Source organism: Porphyromonas levii DSM 23370, from assembly GCF_000379925.1.
Taxonomy (GTDB): domain Bacteria; phylum Bacteroidota; class Bacteroidia; order Bacteroidales; family Porphyromonadaceae; genus Porphyromonas_A; species Porphyromonas_A levii.
This window is the reverse complement of the sequence record NZ_KB904239.1, coordinates 33763-48253: the sequence shown is the minus strand read 5'-3', so window position 1 is coordinate 48253 and position 14491 is coordinate 33763. Positions and strand designations below refer to the sequence as shown.

Here is a 14491-nt window from a genome sequence, read left to right as displayed (position 1 = left end):
CGGCACGATGATTCAAAGCAATAATTATTCAGATCTAGTGGTCATGAAGTTCGGCGGCACCTCTGTAGGTAACGCTGAGCGTATTAGAAATGTAGCCCAATTAGTCAGCACCGAAGGGAGGAAGATAGTTGTCCTCAGTGCCATGTCGGGGGTTACCAATAGGCTGGTAGAGATTAGTCAACTCTATTATAGCAACAATGCTCAGGGAGCACTCAATAAAATCAATGAGCTAGAAAGCTTGTACCATGCCGTAATACATGACCTGTATAAGGATGAGAAAAATAGAGCATCCTCCAGAGCTTTTGTAGCTGAGATTATGGATTTCCTTCGCGGCTTCAAAGGGGAGTATTTCACCGACTTTGAAGAGCGTCAGGTGCTAGCCCAAGGAGAGATAATATCGGTGGAGATGATGCGCCTTCACCTAGTAGAAGAGGGTTTGAAGGCTATCAAGATCTCTGCCCTGGACTATATGATTACCAATAAGCAGGGTGAGCCCAATCAAAAGCTCATCAAGGAACAACTACTTGAACTCCTTAGCCACTACCCACAGCAACAAATATTTATTACAGAAGGGTACATCTGCCGGAATGCTTACCTCGAGGTAGACAATCTAAAGCGTGGCGGTAGTGACTATACTGCATCGCTGGTCGGTGCTGCCGTGGATGCTAAGGAAATTCAGATTTGGACGGATATAGATGGGCTACACAATAATGACCCTCGTATGGTAAGCCATACAACTGCGGTGCGTCATCTCCACTTTGATGAGGCAGCTGAGCTTGCTTACTTCGGTGCGAAGATATTGCATCCAACATGTATTCATCCGGCTAAGATGGCTAATATCCCTGTCCGTTTGCTCAACTCCATGGAGCCATCGGCAGAGGGCACATTTATCTCTAATAGAATCATTGAAGGTGAGCTTAAGGCTGTAGCCGCTAAAGACGGTATTACGGTACTCCGCATACTGAGTACGCGCATGCTACTGGCTCAAGGTTTTCTGAGGAAGGTATTTGAAATATTTGAACGTCATCAGACTCCAGTAGATATGGTGACAACTAGTGAAGTAGCTGTGTCGCTAACCATTGACAATCCGAATAGACTAGAGGAGATTCTATCTGAACTGAATAAGATTGCACATGTATCAGTAGACGAGAATATGTCTATCATTAGTGTGGTGGGTGACCTCAACTGGAAAAATGTTGGCTTTGAGAGCAAAGTAATAGAGGCGCTACAAGATATACCGGTACGAATGATTTCCTATGGAGGGTCTAACTATGGCGTATCTATCCTCGTTAGGAATGAGGATAAGATAGAATCTCTTCGCCTACTGAGCTATCACCTCTTTCACGAGGGGGTATGAAAGACCGCATCCGTACTTGGATATATGCGACCCGTCCGCACACTCTAGGTGCTTCCATTGCGCCAATGCTGATACTGCTCGGTGCTTTGCTTGCCGAAGATAATATGCATTGGGGATTGTATCTACTTGCTTTCATTGTCGCCGTTACGGCTCAGATTTCTAGCAACTTCGCTAACGACTACTTCGGCTATAAGAGTGGGGAAGATACGGATCAGCGGATAGGCTTTTCGAGGTTGCTGACTACTGGGGAAGTAACACCAAAGCAGATGTTGATGGCTCTTGGTCTCTCACTTTCTGTGTGCGCTATCGCAGGCATTTCTCTTGTGGCTCTAACCAATTGGTGGTTAATAGCGATTGGAGCAATAGTGGTTATCGGTGTGATTGCCTACTCTGCGACTCCCTACTCTCTATCTAGGACTGCCTTAGGAGATTTTGCTGTAGTGCTATTCTATGGTCTGGTGCCTATTCTGGCTGCCTATTATGCTATCGCAGCTTGTAGGCCTCCGTTCTATCTTATCCTCCTCGCCCTTGGGATTGGGCTTTGGGAGGCAAATATTCTTGTGTGTAACAACTACCGAGATTACACCGAAGATATGGAGAGCGGCAAGCGAACGCTTATCGTGAGAATGGGTAGAAGGTCGGGGCCGATGCTCTACCTAATCAACGCCCTATTGACACTCGTATTCTTAATTATAGGATTGGGGAATGAAGGGAGCTGGGTAGGTGCCATCGTTGTTGGGATTGTAGGGTTATTACTATTCGGCAATGGTTATCTTGCCATTCGTAGACTAAAAGGGAGGAGCCTAAACAAGCTCCTCCGCTATACTAATATGACGACTCTGATAATCGGCGTAGTCGTTATGTGTTCACTACTCTCTTAAAGCTTCTCCCAAGCCATCTCAAGACTTCGCCTTAACTGCTCCGGTTTGAGGATACCTTCTATCATCTCACTGCCATTAAAGTAGATCGTTGGGACGTAGTTAGGGGTATACTTTTCCGCCAGCACTTGGTCTGCCTCCACCTCTGCTAGATAGAGATCTCCATGAAGCACATTGTCGATAACCTCCTTAGGAAGTCCAGCCTCAAGTGCAGTGTTTCTTAGCTCTTCAGGCTTACTATAGTCCTTCCCTTCAGAAAAATACCCCCGACCAAATAGGTTTGCAAGCCGTAGTGTAAGCCCGAACTCTCCTGCGGCCTTTAATAGCCTAGCTGCACGCTGGGCATTGTGTGAGTAAGCTGTTTCTAGGTTGTATGCCAAGCCATACTTCTCGGATAGGCGCTTCAATACCTCAGTCTTCTTTTGGAAAAGAGCTAGTTGCTCTGGAGCCTTTATCCTAGCCACAGTCTCAGTCCAAGTAAAAGACTTCTCAAGAGGAAGTTGTGGCGAAAGGAGCGAACTCCTCCACCTCACATCCACCATATCGGCATGTACCCATTGCTCAAGCTCTCGCTGTAGTAAGGTCTCCCCGATATAACAGAAGGGGCAAGTAATATCAGCCCAAATCTCTACAATTATCTTCTTAGTCATTTGTTATATTAACCTTCGGTCTTGATAAAGCCTTAAAGAGCATGTAGCTGAGTACCAAGAGGACAATGGCCAAGATCGCGTAACCAATAGGCTTACTGTAGTGCTCCACACTAGTACGAAGCTGATCATAAGGCACTACATCCTGTAGATACCACCCTATTGTAGCGAGTAGCATATTCCACACACCCGCACCTAGTGCTGTAAAAAGGGCAAACTTAGCTATACGCATATTAGCCAACCCCGCAGGGACTGAGATTAACTGACGAATACCCGGAACTAATCTCCCGATAAACGTCGATATCTTGCCATGCTCATTAAAGTACTGCTCTGCTTTCACTACAGCCTCTTCGGAAAGTAGGAAAAAGCCCCCTATTCTACTTCTTGCAAAGCGATGCACTATCGGCCGTCCCAACCAAAGCGCTAATGAATAATTGATAAAAGCTCCTATCATTGCGCCTAGAGTAGAGAAAAAGATAATACCCACGAAGGTCATATCGCTCTCGCCTGAAGCAGCCATATATGCTGCAGGTGGAACAACAATCTCGCTAGGAAATGGAATAAAAGAACTCTCAATGGCCATCAATAAGGTCACTGTCCAATAATTTAGGTGCTCTAGCGCCCATTGGATAAATCCTACATCCTCCATCCTTAGTCTATATTATCAAGACCACCCTTAGTGTATTGCTCAAGAGCATCTGCGCTCATACCTGTGGTAGAGAAACCACCATCATGGAAGAGGTTTTGCATGGTCACCTTACGAGTAAGGTCACTAAAGAGAGTTACACAGTAGTCTGCACAATCATCGGCATCGGCATTGCCCAGAGGAGCTACCTTCTCAGCAAAGTGACGAAGCAGATTCATACCCTCTACTCCACTACCCGCTGTAGTCACAGTAGGCGACTGGCTCACAGTATTGATTCGAACGCCCTTCTCCTTACCATAGATCATGCCAAAATTACGAGTGATAGACTCAAGAAGTGACTTGGCATCTGCCATATCACTATAGCCCACAAAGCTACGCTGTGCTGCAATATAGGTGAGTGCGACTACCGAACCACCCTCAGAGATAGCATCAAGTTTCTTAGCCACCGATAGCATCTTATGCAATGAGATTGCCGAGATATCCAGTGTCTTGGTCATATTAGCGTAGTTGATATCATCATAAGGAATACCTTTACGCACATTAGGACTCATGCCTATAGAGTGTAGAACAAAGTCTATCTTACCACCAAGCTCCTTTTGGCTCTCGATAAACACATTCTCAAGATCCTCAATACTAGTAGCATCACATGCAATAACCTTGGCGCCTGTCTTAGCCGCAAGGTCATTGAGCGTACCCATACGAAGCGCAATAGCAGTATTGGTCAAGGTGATTGTTGCTCCCTCCTCTACTACTCGCTCCGCTACCTTCCAAGCAATAGACTGCTCGTTAAGTGCACCAAATACTATTCCCCTCTTCCCCTTTAATAAACCGTAAGCCATAACGTTATCTTTCAAAAATTATTACCGCGACAAAGATACTTATTTTTGGCACAAATACCGCTACGTTATGCCAAATATAAGACCTGATCCTCCACTGTCCATTATGTAAAAAGGGGTCGGCTACCGAATAGCCAACCCCTAGTGTGTGTAGATTATAGTAAAGGATTTATATTACTTATTAGACTGGAGATACTCATGGATACCAGCAGCAGCCTTACGACCATCGCCCATAGCGAGGATTACAGTAGCACCACCACGTACAATATCGCCTCCAGCAAATACATCCTCAAGATCACTCTGATTGGTCTCAGCTTTCACTTCAATAGTTCCTTTCTTAGTAATCTTTAGCCCCTTGAAGTTAGTAGGAATAATAGGGTTTGGAGAAACACCAACACTCACTACTACCTGGTCTACCTCAATCTCCTCGATAGCACCCTCTACAGGTACTGGGCTACGGCGTCCTGATGCATCTGGTTCGCCTAACTCCATCTTTTGCACACGCATAGCACGTACTTTGCCTGTCCCATCATCCACGTACTCAATAGGATTATGGAGCGTCATAAACTCAACACCCTCCTCCTTGGCATGGTGTACCTCCTCCAAACGAGCAGGCATCTCATCTTCGCTACGACGATAAACAATGATAGCGCGCTTTGCTCCCAAGCGAAGTGCGGTACGCACAGAGTCCATAGCTGTATTGCCTCCACCAATAACGGCGACATTCTTACCATGAGAAACAGGAGTATCTGCACCTGGCTGACCAGCCTTCATCAGATTGACACGGGTGAGGTACTCATTACTAGACATCACACCAACTAGGTTTTCACCAGGGATATGCATGAAGCGTGGAAGTCCCGCACCACTTGCTACAAAAATAGCCTTGAAGCCTTCCTCATGTAGATCTTCATAGGAGATAGTCTTACCCACAATTACATTGGTCTCGAACTTAATACCAAGCGCCTTTAGCCTATCAATCTCAAAGTCTACGATATCATTAGGCAACCTAAACTCTGGGATACCATACCTGAGTACGCCTCCCAATTCGTGCAGTGCATCAAATACCGTCACATCATAGCCCCACTTTGCCAAGTCACCAGCGCAAGAGAGACCAGCTGGACCAGCACCTGCTATCGCCACCTTAATTCCATTAGGGACAATCTCTTCAGTATCCTCCTTGACTGCGCCACTAAGGATAGCCTTACGCTCATAGTCCGAAACATAACGCTCTAGGAAACCGATAGCCACCGCTGGCTTATTCATCTTCTGGGTGTAGATACACTTGCTCTCACACTGTTTCTCCTGAGGACAAACACGACCGCACACACCAGGCAATGAGCTAGTCTCGCGAATAACTTTAGCTGCATCCATTATATTACCCGCCTCTACATTCTTGATAAAGCTAGGTATATGAATACTTACAGGGCAACCCTCCATACATGATGGATTGACACAGTCGAGACAACGCTTGGCCTCGCTTCTTGCCATCTCATCAGTAAGACCTTGGCTTACCTCCTCATGGTTCGTAGCCCTGTATTTACCGTCTAAGGCAGGCATCTCTACCCTAGTCATCGCCATACGCTCCTTAGGGCTAGTAGCCTTACGGAGCTCTTCACGCCACTCTTGGGCACGTCTTTCTTTGATTAGATCCATGTCTTATTATGCCTTCTCTTGATCTCTAAATGCGTTCATCCTCTTAAGCATCTCATCGAAGTCCACCTTGTGTGCGTCAAACTCAGGACCATCGACACACACAAACTTAGTCTGGCCATCCACCGTGATTCGACAAGCGCCACACATACCAGTACCATCCACCATAATCGTATTGAGACTAGCATAGGTAGGTACCTCATACTTCTTAGTAAGCTCTGCCACAAACTTCATCATGATAGCAGGACCAATAGTAACACAAAGATCTACCTTCTCCCGCTGCAATACCTCTTCGATACCTGCGGTCACTAGTCCTTGCTTTCCCGACGAACCGTCGTCGGTCATGATGACTACTTCATCCGAATTAGCACGCATCTCCTTTTCTAGTATTATGAGATCTTTATTACGTGCTGCCAGTACCACAATCACACGGTTACCAGCCTCATGCATCGCCTGTACTATAGGGAAAAGCGGAGCAACACCTACGCCACCTCCAGCACAGACTACAGTACCATATTTCTTTATTTTAGTAGCCTGACCGAGAGGCCCCACCACATCGGTGACATACTCACCCTCATTCAGAGCACAGAGTTTCTGAGAGCTTCTACCGACATTCTGTACCACCATTGTAATGGTACCCTCTACAGGATCTGAGTCGGCAATAGTAAGCGGAATACGCTCGCCCATCGCACCGACACGCACAATCACAAAATGCCCTGCCTTGCGTGACTTCGCAATACGAGGAGCCTCGATTACAAACTTAACTACCCTTTCGGAGAGGAACTCCTTGGAGACAATCTTATTCATACAACTAATATACGTAGTAGGTTAATTCTGACAATCAGCCACAAAGATAAACAATTACTTAATCACATTTAATAAATTCTCTCCCCAAAGCGCCTTTAGTTGCTTTATTGCAACTCCTCGGCGCAGAAGTTCCACCGTAATGCGTGGCAAAGCAGCGGTATTTCGGCAACCAATAACTTCTCCCCCGCCATCAAAGTCTGTACCAATACCCACGTGCTTTTCTCCCATCACCTCCATTGCGTGTAGTATATGGTCTACAAAGTCCAATAGTGTTGCATGCTTGCCCCCCAAGAATCCATAGTACATACAGAGCTGAACCACTCCACCCTTCTCGGCTATTGCCTTCAGTAGTTCATCGGGTAGGTTACGCGAGTGGTCATAGAGTGCTCTACAAGAACTATGACTAGCAATAATCGGTTGATCACTCTCCGCCAATACATCACGCACAGTAGAATCAGAGGCATGCGATACATCTACTATAATACCTAGCCGATTCATTTCTCTTACGACCTTCTTTCCAAAGTCACTTAACCCACCATGTGTTTGCAGACTCCTTGCTCCAGAATCACAGATGAGATTATCACCGTTGTGACAAAGGGTCATATACTTTACACCACGATGAGCCAACACCTCTAGCTTCGTAAGATCATCGCCTATGGCATACCCATTCTCTACCGCCTTGCAGAGCATCTTCCGACGACTTACCTTATTCTCCCAAGCCTTAGTGGTCTCTCCCAATACCACTATCTTACCCTCCGATTGTTCGGCATACCTATCAGTAGCGTCAAGCATCTCTATCACATGATTATAGGCATCGTCGCTCCCCTGCGCTACATAAGCCGCCATAAAGACCACATCCAGCCCACCAATCACCATTCCAGGATAATCTACCCGAGCCGTATCGCTATCTCCACAAGGGTTCCCAACCAATAATGATGGTGTATCTACATGCGAATCAAGCGTAACAACATGCTGATGAATACGGCGAGCCTCTTGGAACAACCTCGCCTCGCCTACTAACCACTTAAATAGCTCTAGGTGTCTCGACTTCCCTCCACAGGCAAGTGCCTCGGGATGCCATTGTACCCCAAGGGCATTATACTCTGGATAATAATCCACTGCCTCTACTACCCCATCGCTAGACCGAGCACACACCACGCCACAATCTGCAATCGTACCAACTGCCTGATGGTGGAAGGAATTGACCATCAGCATCTCTTCCCCCACTATCGTCTGAAGCCTACCCCCTGGTAGTATCTCTACTGAGTGCCACTCCTCATATCGTGTCGCCGTCTGCGAATGGTTAAAAGCACCCTCAATGGTACTCGGAATATCCTGAATCAGCGATCCACCTAGTGCCACATTGAGCAACTGGAGACCACGGCAAATCCCTAAGATAGGTACATTGAGCCTAAATGCACTCTGTATGAGTGCAAGGTCGAAGACATCTTTCTCATACACCACTTTCCCTATCTTGTGGTGTGGCATCTCGCCCCACCACAGAGCATGAGGATCTCCACCCCCACTGATAATCAGCGCATCACACCGTCCTAGAGTCTCCAGCAATAGCTCTTTATCATCCGTCTTAGGGATAATCATAGGAATACCCCCCGCATGCCTGATACTATCACAATAAGTATCAGTGAGCGTATTTTCATCCACATGATTGTGGTTAGTAGAGATACCTATCACTGGTTTGTCCCCCTTAAGGAACCTACTACATCTTGATATCTCCAACTGTAGTTCCTTTAGCGAAAAACTCATTCCTTCCATTGCTCATTGATAACGAACGAAGAGGGGATACAAGAACATTCCTAAGCTCTTCTATCCCCTCCTCCTCTCATGATTATTTTGTATCAAGCGTCCACATTAGCGTAGGTAGCATTGGACTCAATAAACTCTCGACGTGGTTCCACATCCTCGCCCATCAGCGTAGAGAATACCACATCTGCCTCAGCTGCACTCTCCATAGATACCTGCTTCAGATACCTCTGCTCAGGATCCATAGTAGTATCCCATAGCTGGTCGTGATTCATCTCTCCAAGACCCTTGTAGCGCTGGGTGATAATCTTATTCTCGTCGCCATCACCATACTTCTCAATAAATGCCTGACGCTCCTCATCGTTCCAGCAATAGCGAATAACATCGCCTTTCTTACATTGGTACAGTGGAGGTGTAGCTATATATACGTATCCACGCTCTATGAGCACCCTCATCTGCCTAAAGAAGAAGGTCAGCAATAGTGTAGCGATATGGCTACCATCCACATCGGCATCGGTCATGATAATCACCTTATGGTAGCGCAGCTTATCTATATTGAGTGCCTTAGGATCTTCTTCCGTTCCAATTGAGACACCTAGTGCAGTGTACATCGCTTGAATTTCCTGATTCTCTAGGACACGGTGTACCATTGCCTTTTCCACATTCAGAATCTTACCTCTAAGAGGAAGGATTGCTTGGAACATCGAGTCCCTACCCTGCTTAGCTGTACCACCTGCCGAGTCACCCTCCACAAGGAATAGCTCGCATATTTCAGGGTCACGACTACGGCAGTCAGCCAGCTTACCAGGAAGCCCACCCGAGAACATCGGACCCTTCCTCTGTACCATCTCCCTTGCGCGTTTAGCTGCCATACGAGCCTTAGCAGCAAGTACAACTTTATCCACAATAAGACGAGCCTCCTTAGGATGCTCCTCTAGGAAGACGGTAAGAGCCTCTGACACCGCCGCATCTACAGCTCCAACAGCTTCACTATTACCGAGCTTAGTCTTGGTCTGTCCCTCAAACTGCGGTTCAGCCACCTTGATAGAAACGACTGCGGTAAGTCCCTCACGGAAGTCATCTCCAAGCACCTCTACCTTTTCTTTCTCCAGAATACCCGAGTCATCGGCATACTTCTTAAGCGTGCGGGTAAGCGCACGACGGAAACCAGTGAGGTGCGTACCACCCTCTATTGTATTGATATTATTAACATAAGAGTATACATTCTCATTGAATGTCGTATTGTAGGTCATAGCCACTTCCACAGGCATATCGCCTTTGTCATTGACCATGTGTATCACCTCCTCCATCAGATGTTCCTTACTACTATCAAGATAATGAACAAACTCCTTTAGCCCCTCTTGAGAGTAGAAAGTCTGGCTCCGAGGATTGCCTTCCTCATCCCTATCACGGAAATCGGTTAGACTAATCTTAACTCCAGCATTGAGATACGCCAGTTCACGAAGCCTATTGGCAAGGATATTATACTCATATACCGTGACCATAAAGATGGAGTCATCTGGGAGAAAAGTAACAGAAGTACCGGTCCTATCCGTCTCCCCAATCACCTCTACTTCGGTCTGAGGAATACCCTTTGAGTATTCTTGCTTATAAATCTTACCATCACGATAAACCTCAGCGACTAGCTTAGTAGATAGCGCATTAACACAGGAAACGCCCACACCATGGAGACCACCAGATACCTTATAAGACCCTTTATCGAACTTACCTCCAGCATGTAGCACCGTCATCACCACTTCAAGCGCCGACTTTCCGAGCTTCTTATGCATATCCACGGGAATACCACGACCATCATCATGTACCGAAATAGAGTTATCCTCATTTATCTCCACCTCGATACGAGTAGCATGACCAGCCATAGCCTCATCTATAGAGTTGTCCACCACCTCATTCACAAGATGATGCAGACCCTTACTACTAATATCGCCTATATACATAGCTGGGCGCTTACGCACAGCCTCTAGTCCCTCTAATACTTGAATATTGGACGAATCATAATGCTCCTTTTGCACAGGAGCACCATTTACTACATCCTTCAAATCTTCACTCATACTATCTTCCTTATTACGCTCAATATCTTTCCCCCATATCTTCACAAAGATACCAAAAATCCCCCATATATCCCACCCCCACTCGTTTCTAAAATACTCGATTCACTCTACAGAGGCTAAGGTCTCCTATAGAGTGAATCGCAATACTCTACCTGCGTTTACGCCACAGACAGACAATTGGAACTACCGACTTCTCCCCCCCAAAAAATACGACAGAAGGTTATTCTGCTACTACAGAATTACCATTACGCAATTGTAGCTCAATAGGTTGCTCAGCAGCATCTGCATACAGAACTGTCATGGTCTGGTACTCCTCACTTTCAAAGGTTGTCATATTCTGGTTCATGTCTTTATAGACAATCCCCTCGCCTTCTACACGCTGGAGCTCGAGAATCATATCTCTATCAAGCAAACGAATGCTCAATTCTTTCTCATCCATTGAAAGGACTTGAACCACGGCCTCGCCTGAGTCATTGCAATAAACGGGACCCTCATCTCCATAATTCATTGGGGGCACTTCTGCCTCAGTCTCTACCTGAGTAGCCTCTTATGTGTTAGACTATCCTCTGAAGAACATGAGGCAAACATAAATAGCCCCATTGCTACAAATAGAAATGCGAACTTCTTTTTCATCATCATACATTTGATATTAGTTATACAATCATCTCTTAGTACTCAAGACAAAATTCTTATTTCCAAAGATATAGATTATTTATTATACCGCAAAATAAATACTTCTACATCAACTGTTTTATAGATTGGAGCCAATGATATGCTCTTGAGAACAAAAAGACCTATCGCCCTCCCCGCACTACTATGGGAGTAGTTAATCACGGCTTCTATGATCACCTTAATACCACACCTAAGTACATCCCAACAGGACATGGTATGCTCTTTGTCTCAGATATTACTTACCTCAAAACGAAGGAAGGCTTTCTTTATCTATCCCTTACTATGGATGCTTATAGTCGTATTATCACTGGCTTTAGCCTACAGCGCAGCCTCTTCACAGACGGTCCCCTCGAAGCTTTAGATCAGACAGTAGCTTTCTGTAGACAACACAAGATAGATCTCTCAGGAGCTATCTTCCACAGCGACCGAGGTAGCCAGTATGTATCAAGCATGATGACCAATTATGAAGCAGAGTTAGGGATGATTACGAGTGTTACCCAAACAGGAGACCCGCTCCACAACGCTATGACAGAGCGACTTAACGGCACCATAAAGAACGACTGGCTGTACAACTACGAGAGCCTAAGCTTTGAGGAGACACAGAAAAGGATATCTGAGTCAATAAAACTCTATAATACAGCTCGCCCCCACCGCGCCATCGGCATGATACCACCCATGCAGATGCTACTACCACAGCACCAAAACCCGCTCACGAAGCGGACTAATATCGCTTGATTATATGACGCACGAGCTCGCCCGCCCCTAAGAGAGAGAGGGGGGGGGGCGGCGGCTCGTGGGCTCCGCCCGTAATCTGCGCAAAAACATCTATATTTGTGTACCCATTCAGGGTTAGAGGGCACAGGGTGTGTACACATTTAGGATTGCAAAAAGAAGTGTATACAATAACAGGAATAACAAACAAACTGTGTACTATTTTCAGGAATACCATATTTTCCAAAATATTTTCCATGCTTGGAAAGATTTCTTTCCAAGCATGGAAAACTTCTGTTCCCTCCTTGGAAACTTTCCTTTCCAACGTAGGAAACTTTGGGCTCTATCCCAAGAAGCCAAAGGGAGTTAGGCTTATTCTGAAGTGTTTGTTGCACACGATAGCCAATTTTGGTAAATTTGTGGGTGGAGAGGGAGTACAACCTAACCTATAATAATTTTTGGATACCGAATTAAGTAGTAATATGCAAAGAGCTAAAGTAATGCCACTCAGCGAGGCAGTAGCAGAGATTAAGGATGGCGAAAAGCTAGTGCTCGGACATGGAGCAGTAACCCCCAATTGTGTGGTAGAAGAGATTGTAAGGCAAAAAGAGCGCTTTACGAACCTTAGGCTATTCCACTTGATATACCTAGGTACACCAGTGCACTTGGAGCCAGGGATGGAGAAGCACATAAGGGTTTGCTCACCTTTCATGAGTGGCAAAGCGATGCGCGATGCAGTGAATGAGGGACGTGCTGATTTTATCCCACGTCACTTCTCTCAGGTACCATCTCTATTTGCTCCTGGTGGTACTTTTGAGCCGGACTGGGCTATCCTACAAGTAACACCTCCAGACAATCAGGGCAGATACAGTTGCAGCCTTTCTAGCGACTTTGGACTTCCAGCTGCAAGATATGCTAAGAAGGTAATGGCAGTGGTCAATAATCAACTTCCTTTTGTAGGTGGAGATAATTTCCTTACCGCTGATGAAATAGATGTCATCGTGGAGCATAGCTCACAGCCACACCTTGTTCCTAGTGCTGAGCAAAGCGATTTAGACAAGAAGATTGCGGCATTCTGTGCAGAACTCGTACCCGATAGGGCTACCCTACAGATTGGTATTGGGGCGCTACCTGATGCGGTACTATCGCTACTAACCAACCACAGCGAACTTGGTATTCACACTGAGCTACTCACTCCAGGTGTGCTAGGGCTATTCAAGAGTGGTGCAATCACTGGTAGATACAAGGGCATACACCAAGGCAAGATGACTGCTGCCTTTACGATGGGAGACCAAGCACTGTATGACTTCCTAGATGGCAATGAGCTTTTCGAGCAATATCCTGTAGACCTGATGAATGACCCTTATATTATTGGTAAGAACCCTCGCATGATCTCTATCAACTCATGTATTGAAGTAGATCTGTATGGACAGGTATGTGCCGAGAAAGTAGGTGGCAAGATGTTTAGTGGCTCGGGAGGTCAGTTTGACTATGTCCGTGGTATACGCATCTCTGAGGGAGGTAAGAGCATCATCGCTATTCAGTCTACAGCAAAGGGTGGTGAGATATCCCGTATCGCCCCTACCCTAAGTAATAGAAACGTAGTCACTACCCTACGCAATGATATTGACTACGTGGTAACTGAGTATGGTGTGGCAGAGCTTTCGGGACGCACCGAACTAGAGCGTGCAGAAGCACTAGTGAGCATCGCCCACCCTAAGTTTAGAGAAGAGCTAGAGCGCTCTGTAATGGAGCAATTCCCTACCAAGAAGTTTTTTTTGATGAATTATGGAGAATGAGATGATTTACCCAGACAATACCTTCGCCATCTGTATTGGACGCTCTTTCGGAAGCGGAGGCTATAAGGTTGCATGTAAGCTACAGAGGAGACTCAAGGTAATGCTCTACGACAAGGAGATACTAGACAAGGCTGCCGAGGACAACAATATCCGCAAAGAACTCTTCGAGAAGGCAGACGAAAAGAATGTTTACGAGCTTCCCCTAGTAGTAGGCAGTACTCTATGTATGCCTAATCCCTTCTATATGTACACCAATAACTACCTCTCCAATGATCATCTCTTCACACTCCAGGCTGAGACCATCCAAAAACTAGCGGCGAAGGGTTCCGCCATATTTGTCGGCAGATGTGCAGACTATGTACTTCGCGAACATCCCCACTTGCTGACTGTTTATATTGCAGATGACATAGAGCTGAGAGCTAAGCATATCCAAGAGCGTCTCGGAATGGAGGCTATAGAGGATGCTACAGCAGAAGTGGAAAAGGTGGACAAAGATCGTAGAGAGTACTACAACTATTACACCTCTCGGAACTGGGGCAGGGCTGACAATTATGACCTGTCTATTAAGCTATCGTCTGTTGGCATAGATTATGCGGTAGATATGATAGTAGGACTCATGAGGAGACGTGGTTTCCCTATGGAATAGGATGATTTC

Annotated in this window: 13 protein-coding genes and 1 pseudogene; 6 read left to right on the top strand and 8 right to left on the bottom strand. The window is 46.0% G+C overall.

Annotation, left to right across the window (positions count from 1 at the left end; all coding sequences use genetic code 11):
• Positions 1–7 precede the first annotated feature (7 nt).
• Together A3GG_RS0103300 and menA are read left to right on the top strand one after the other, a co-directional pair.
• Positions 8–1357, top strand: coding sequence for an aspartate kinase (locus A3GG_RS0103300; protein ID WP_018357900.1), 1350 nt, complete (start codon positions 8–10; stop codon positions 1355–1357).
• Complete coding sequence (gene menA / locus A3GG_RS0103295; RefSeq protein ID WP_018357899.1) at positions 1354–2238, top strand: 1,4-dihydroxy-2-naphthoate octaprenyltransferase; 885 nt, start codon at positions 1354–1356, stop codon at positions 2236–2238. Before A3GG_RS0103300 ends, menA begins: the two co-directional genes overlap by 4 nt.
• Here the strand turns inward: menA and A3GG_RS0103290 are convergent.
• The 8 genes from A3GG_RS0103290 to A3GG_RS0103255 all read right to left on the bottom strand — a co-directional run bounded on the left by A3GG_RS0103290 (position 2235) and on the right by A3GG_RS0103255 (position 11093).
• On the bottom strand, positions 2235–2885 hold the full coding sequence (locus tag A3GG_RS0103290) for a DsbA family oxidoreductase (RefSeq protein WP_018357898.1): 651 nt from the start codon (positions 2883–2885) through the stop codon (positions 2235–2237). The two genes, menA and A3GG_RS0103290, sit on opposite strands and share 4 nt — an antisense overlap.
• Positions 2878–3531, bottom strand: coding sequence for a DedA family protein (locus A3GG_RS0103285; RefSeq protein ID WP_018357897.1), 654 nt, complete (start codon positions 3529–3531; stop codon positions 2878–2880). Before A3GG_RS0103285 ends, A3GG_RS0103290 begins: the two co-directional genes overlap by 8 nt.
• 2 nt (positions 3532–3533) lie before the next feature.
• Complete coding sequence (locus A3GG_RS0103280) at positions 3534–4367, bottom strand: enoyl-ACP reductase FabI (protein WP_018357896.1); 834 nt, start codon at positions 4365–4367, stop codon at positions 3534–3536.
• Between the two features lie 171 nt (positions 4368–4538).
• Positions 4539–6017 carry an NADPH-dependent glutamate synthase gene (gltA, locus tag A3GG_RS0103275; RefSeq protein ID WP_018357895.1) on the bottom strand — a complete coding sequence of 493 codons (1479 nt, stop codon included), beginning with the start codon at positions 6015–6017 and terminating at the stop codon, positions 4539–4541.
• A 6-nt stretch (positions 6018–6023) separates the two neighbouring features.
• Positions 6024–6821 (bottom strand): sulfide/dihydroorotate dehydrogenase-like FAD/NAD-binding protein, encoded by a 798-nt coding sequence (locus A3GG_RS0103270; RefSeq protein ID WP_018357894.1) that lies wholly within the window; start codon positions 6819–6821, stop codon positions 6024–6026.
• Between the two features lie 54 nt (positions 6822–6875).
• Complete coding sequence (locus A3GG_RS0103265; RefSeq protein WP_156808657.1) at positions 6876–8594, bottom strand: membrane dipeptidase; 1719 nt, start codon at positions 8592–8594, stop codon at positions 6876–6878.
• 83 nt (positions 8595–8677) lie between these two features.
• Positions 8678–10654, bottom strand: coding sequence for a DNA topoisomerase (ATP-hydrolyzing) subunit B (gene gyrB, locus A3GG_RS0103260; protein ID WP_026215580.1), 1977 nt, complete (start codon positions 10652–10654; stop codon positions 8678–8680).
• Between the two features lie 220 nt (positions 10655–10874).
• Positions 10875–11093 (bottom strand): hypothetical protein, encoded by a 219-nt coding sequence (locus A3GG_RS0103255; protein WP_169333146.1) that lies wholly within the window; start codon positions 11091–11093, stop codon positions 10875–10877.
• 452 nt (positions 11094–11545) lie between these two features.
• Here A3GG_RS0103255 and A3GG_RS14010 point away from each other — a divergent pair.
• From A3GG_RS14010 to A3GG_RS0103230, 4 genes and pseudogenes are all read left to right on the top strand, one after another.
• Positions 11546–11779 (top strand): annotated as a pseudogene (locus A3GG_RS14010) (DDE-type integrase/transposase/recombinase); the annotation flags it as partial.
• Positions 11777–12061 (top strand): integrase core domain-containing protein, encoded by a 285-nt coding sequence (locus A3GG_RS14005; RefSeq protein WP_167620606.1) that lies wholly within the window; start codon positions 11777–11779, stop codon positions 12059–12061. The pseudogene A3GG_RS14010 and the gene A3GG_RS14005, both read left to right, overlap by 3 nt.
• A 458-nt stretch (positions 12062–12519) precedes the next feature.
• Positions 12520–13836, top strand: coding sequence for an acetyl-CoA hydrolase/transferase family protein (locus tag A3GG_RS0103235; RefSeq protein WP_018357887.1), 1317 nt, complete (start codon positions 12520–12522; stop codon positions 13834–13836).
• Positions 13826–14482, top strand: a complete 657-nt coding sequence (locus A3GG_RS0103230) for a cytidylate kinase-like family protein (RefSeq protein ID WP_018357886.1) — start codon at positions 13826–13828, stop codon at positions 14480–14482. The genes A3GG_RS0103235 and A3GG_RS0103230 overlap by 11 nt, the downstream gene beginning before the upstream one ends.
• The last annotated feature ends 9 nt before the right edge of the window (positions 14483–14491 follow it).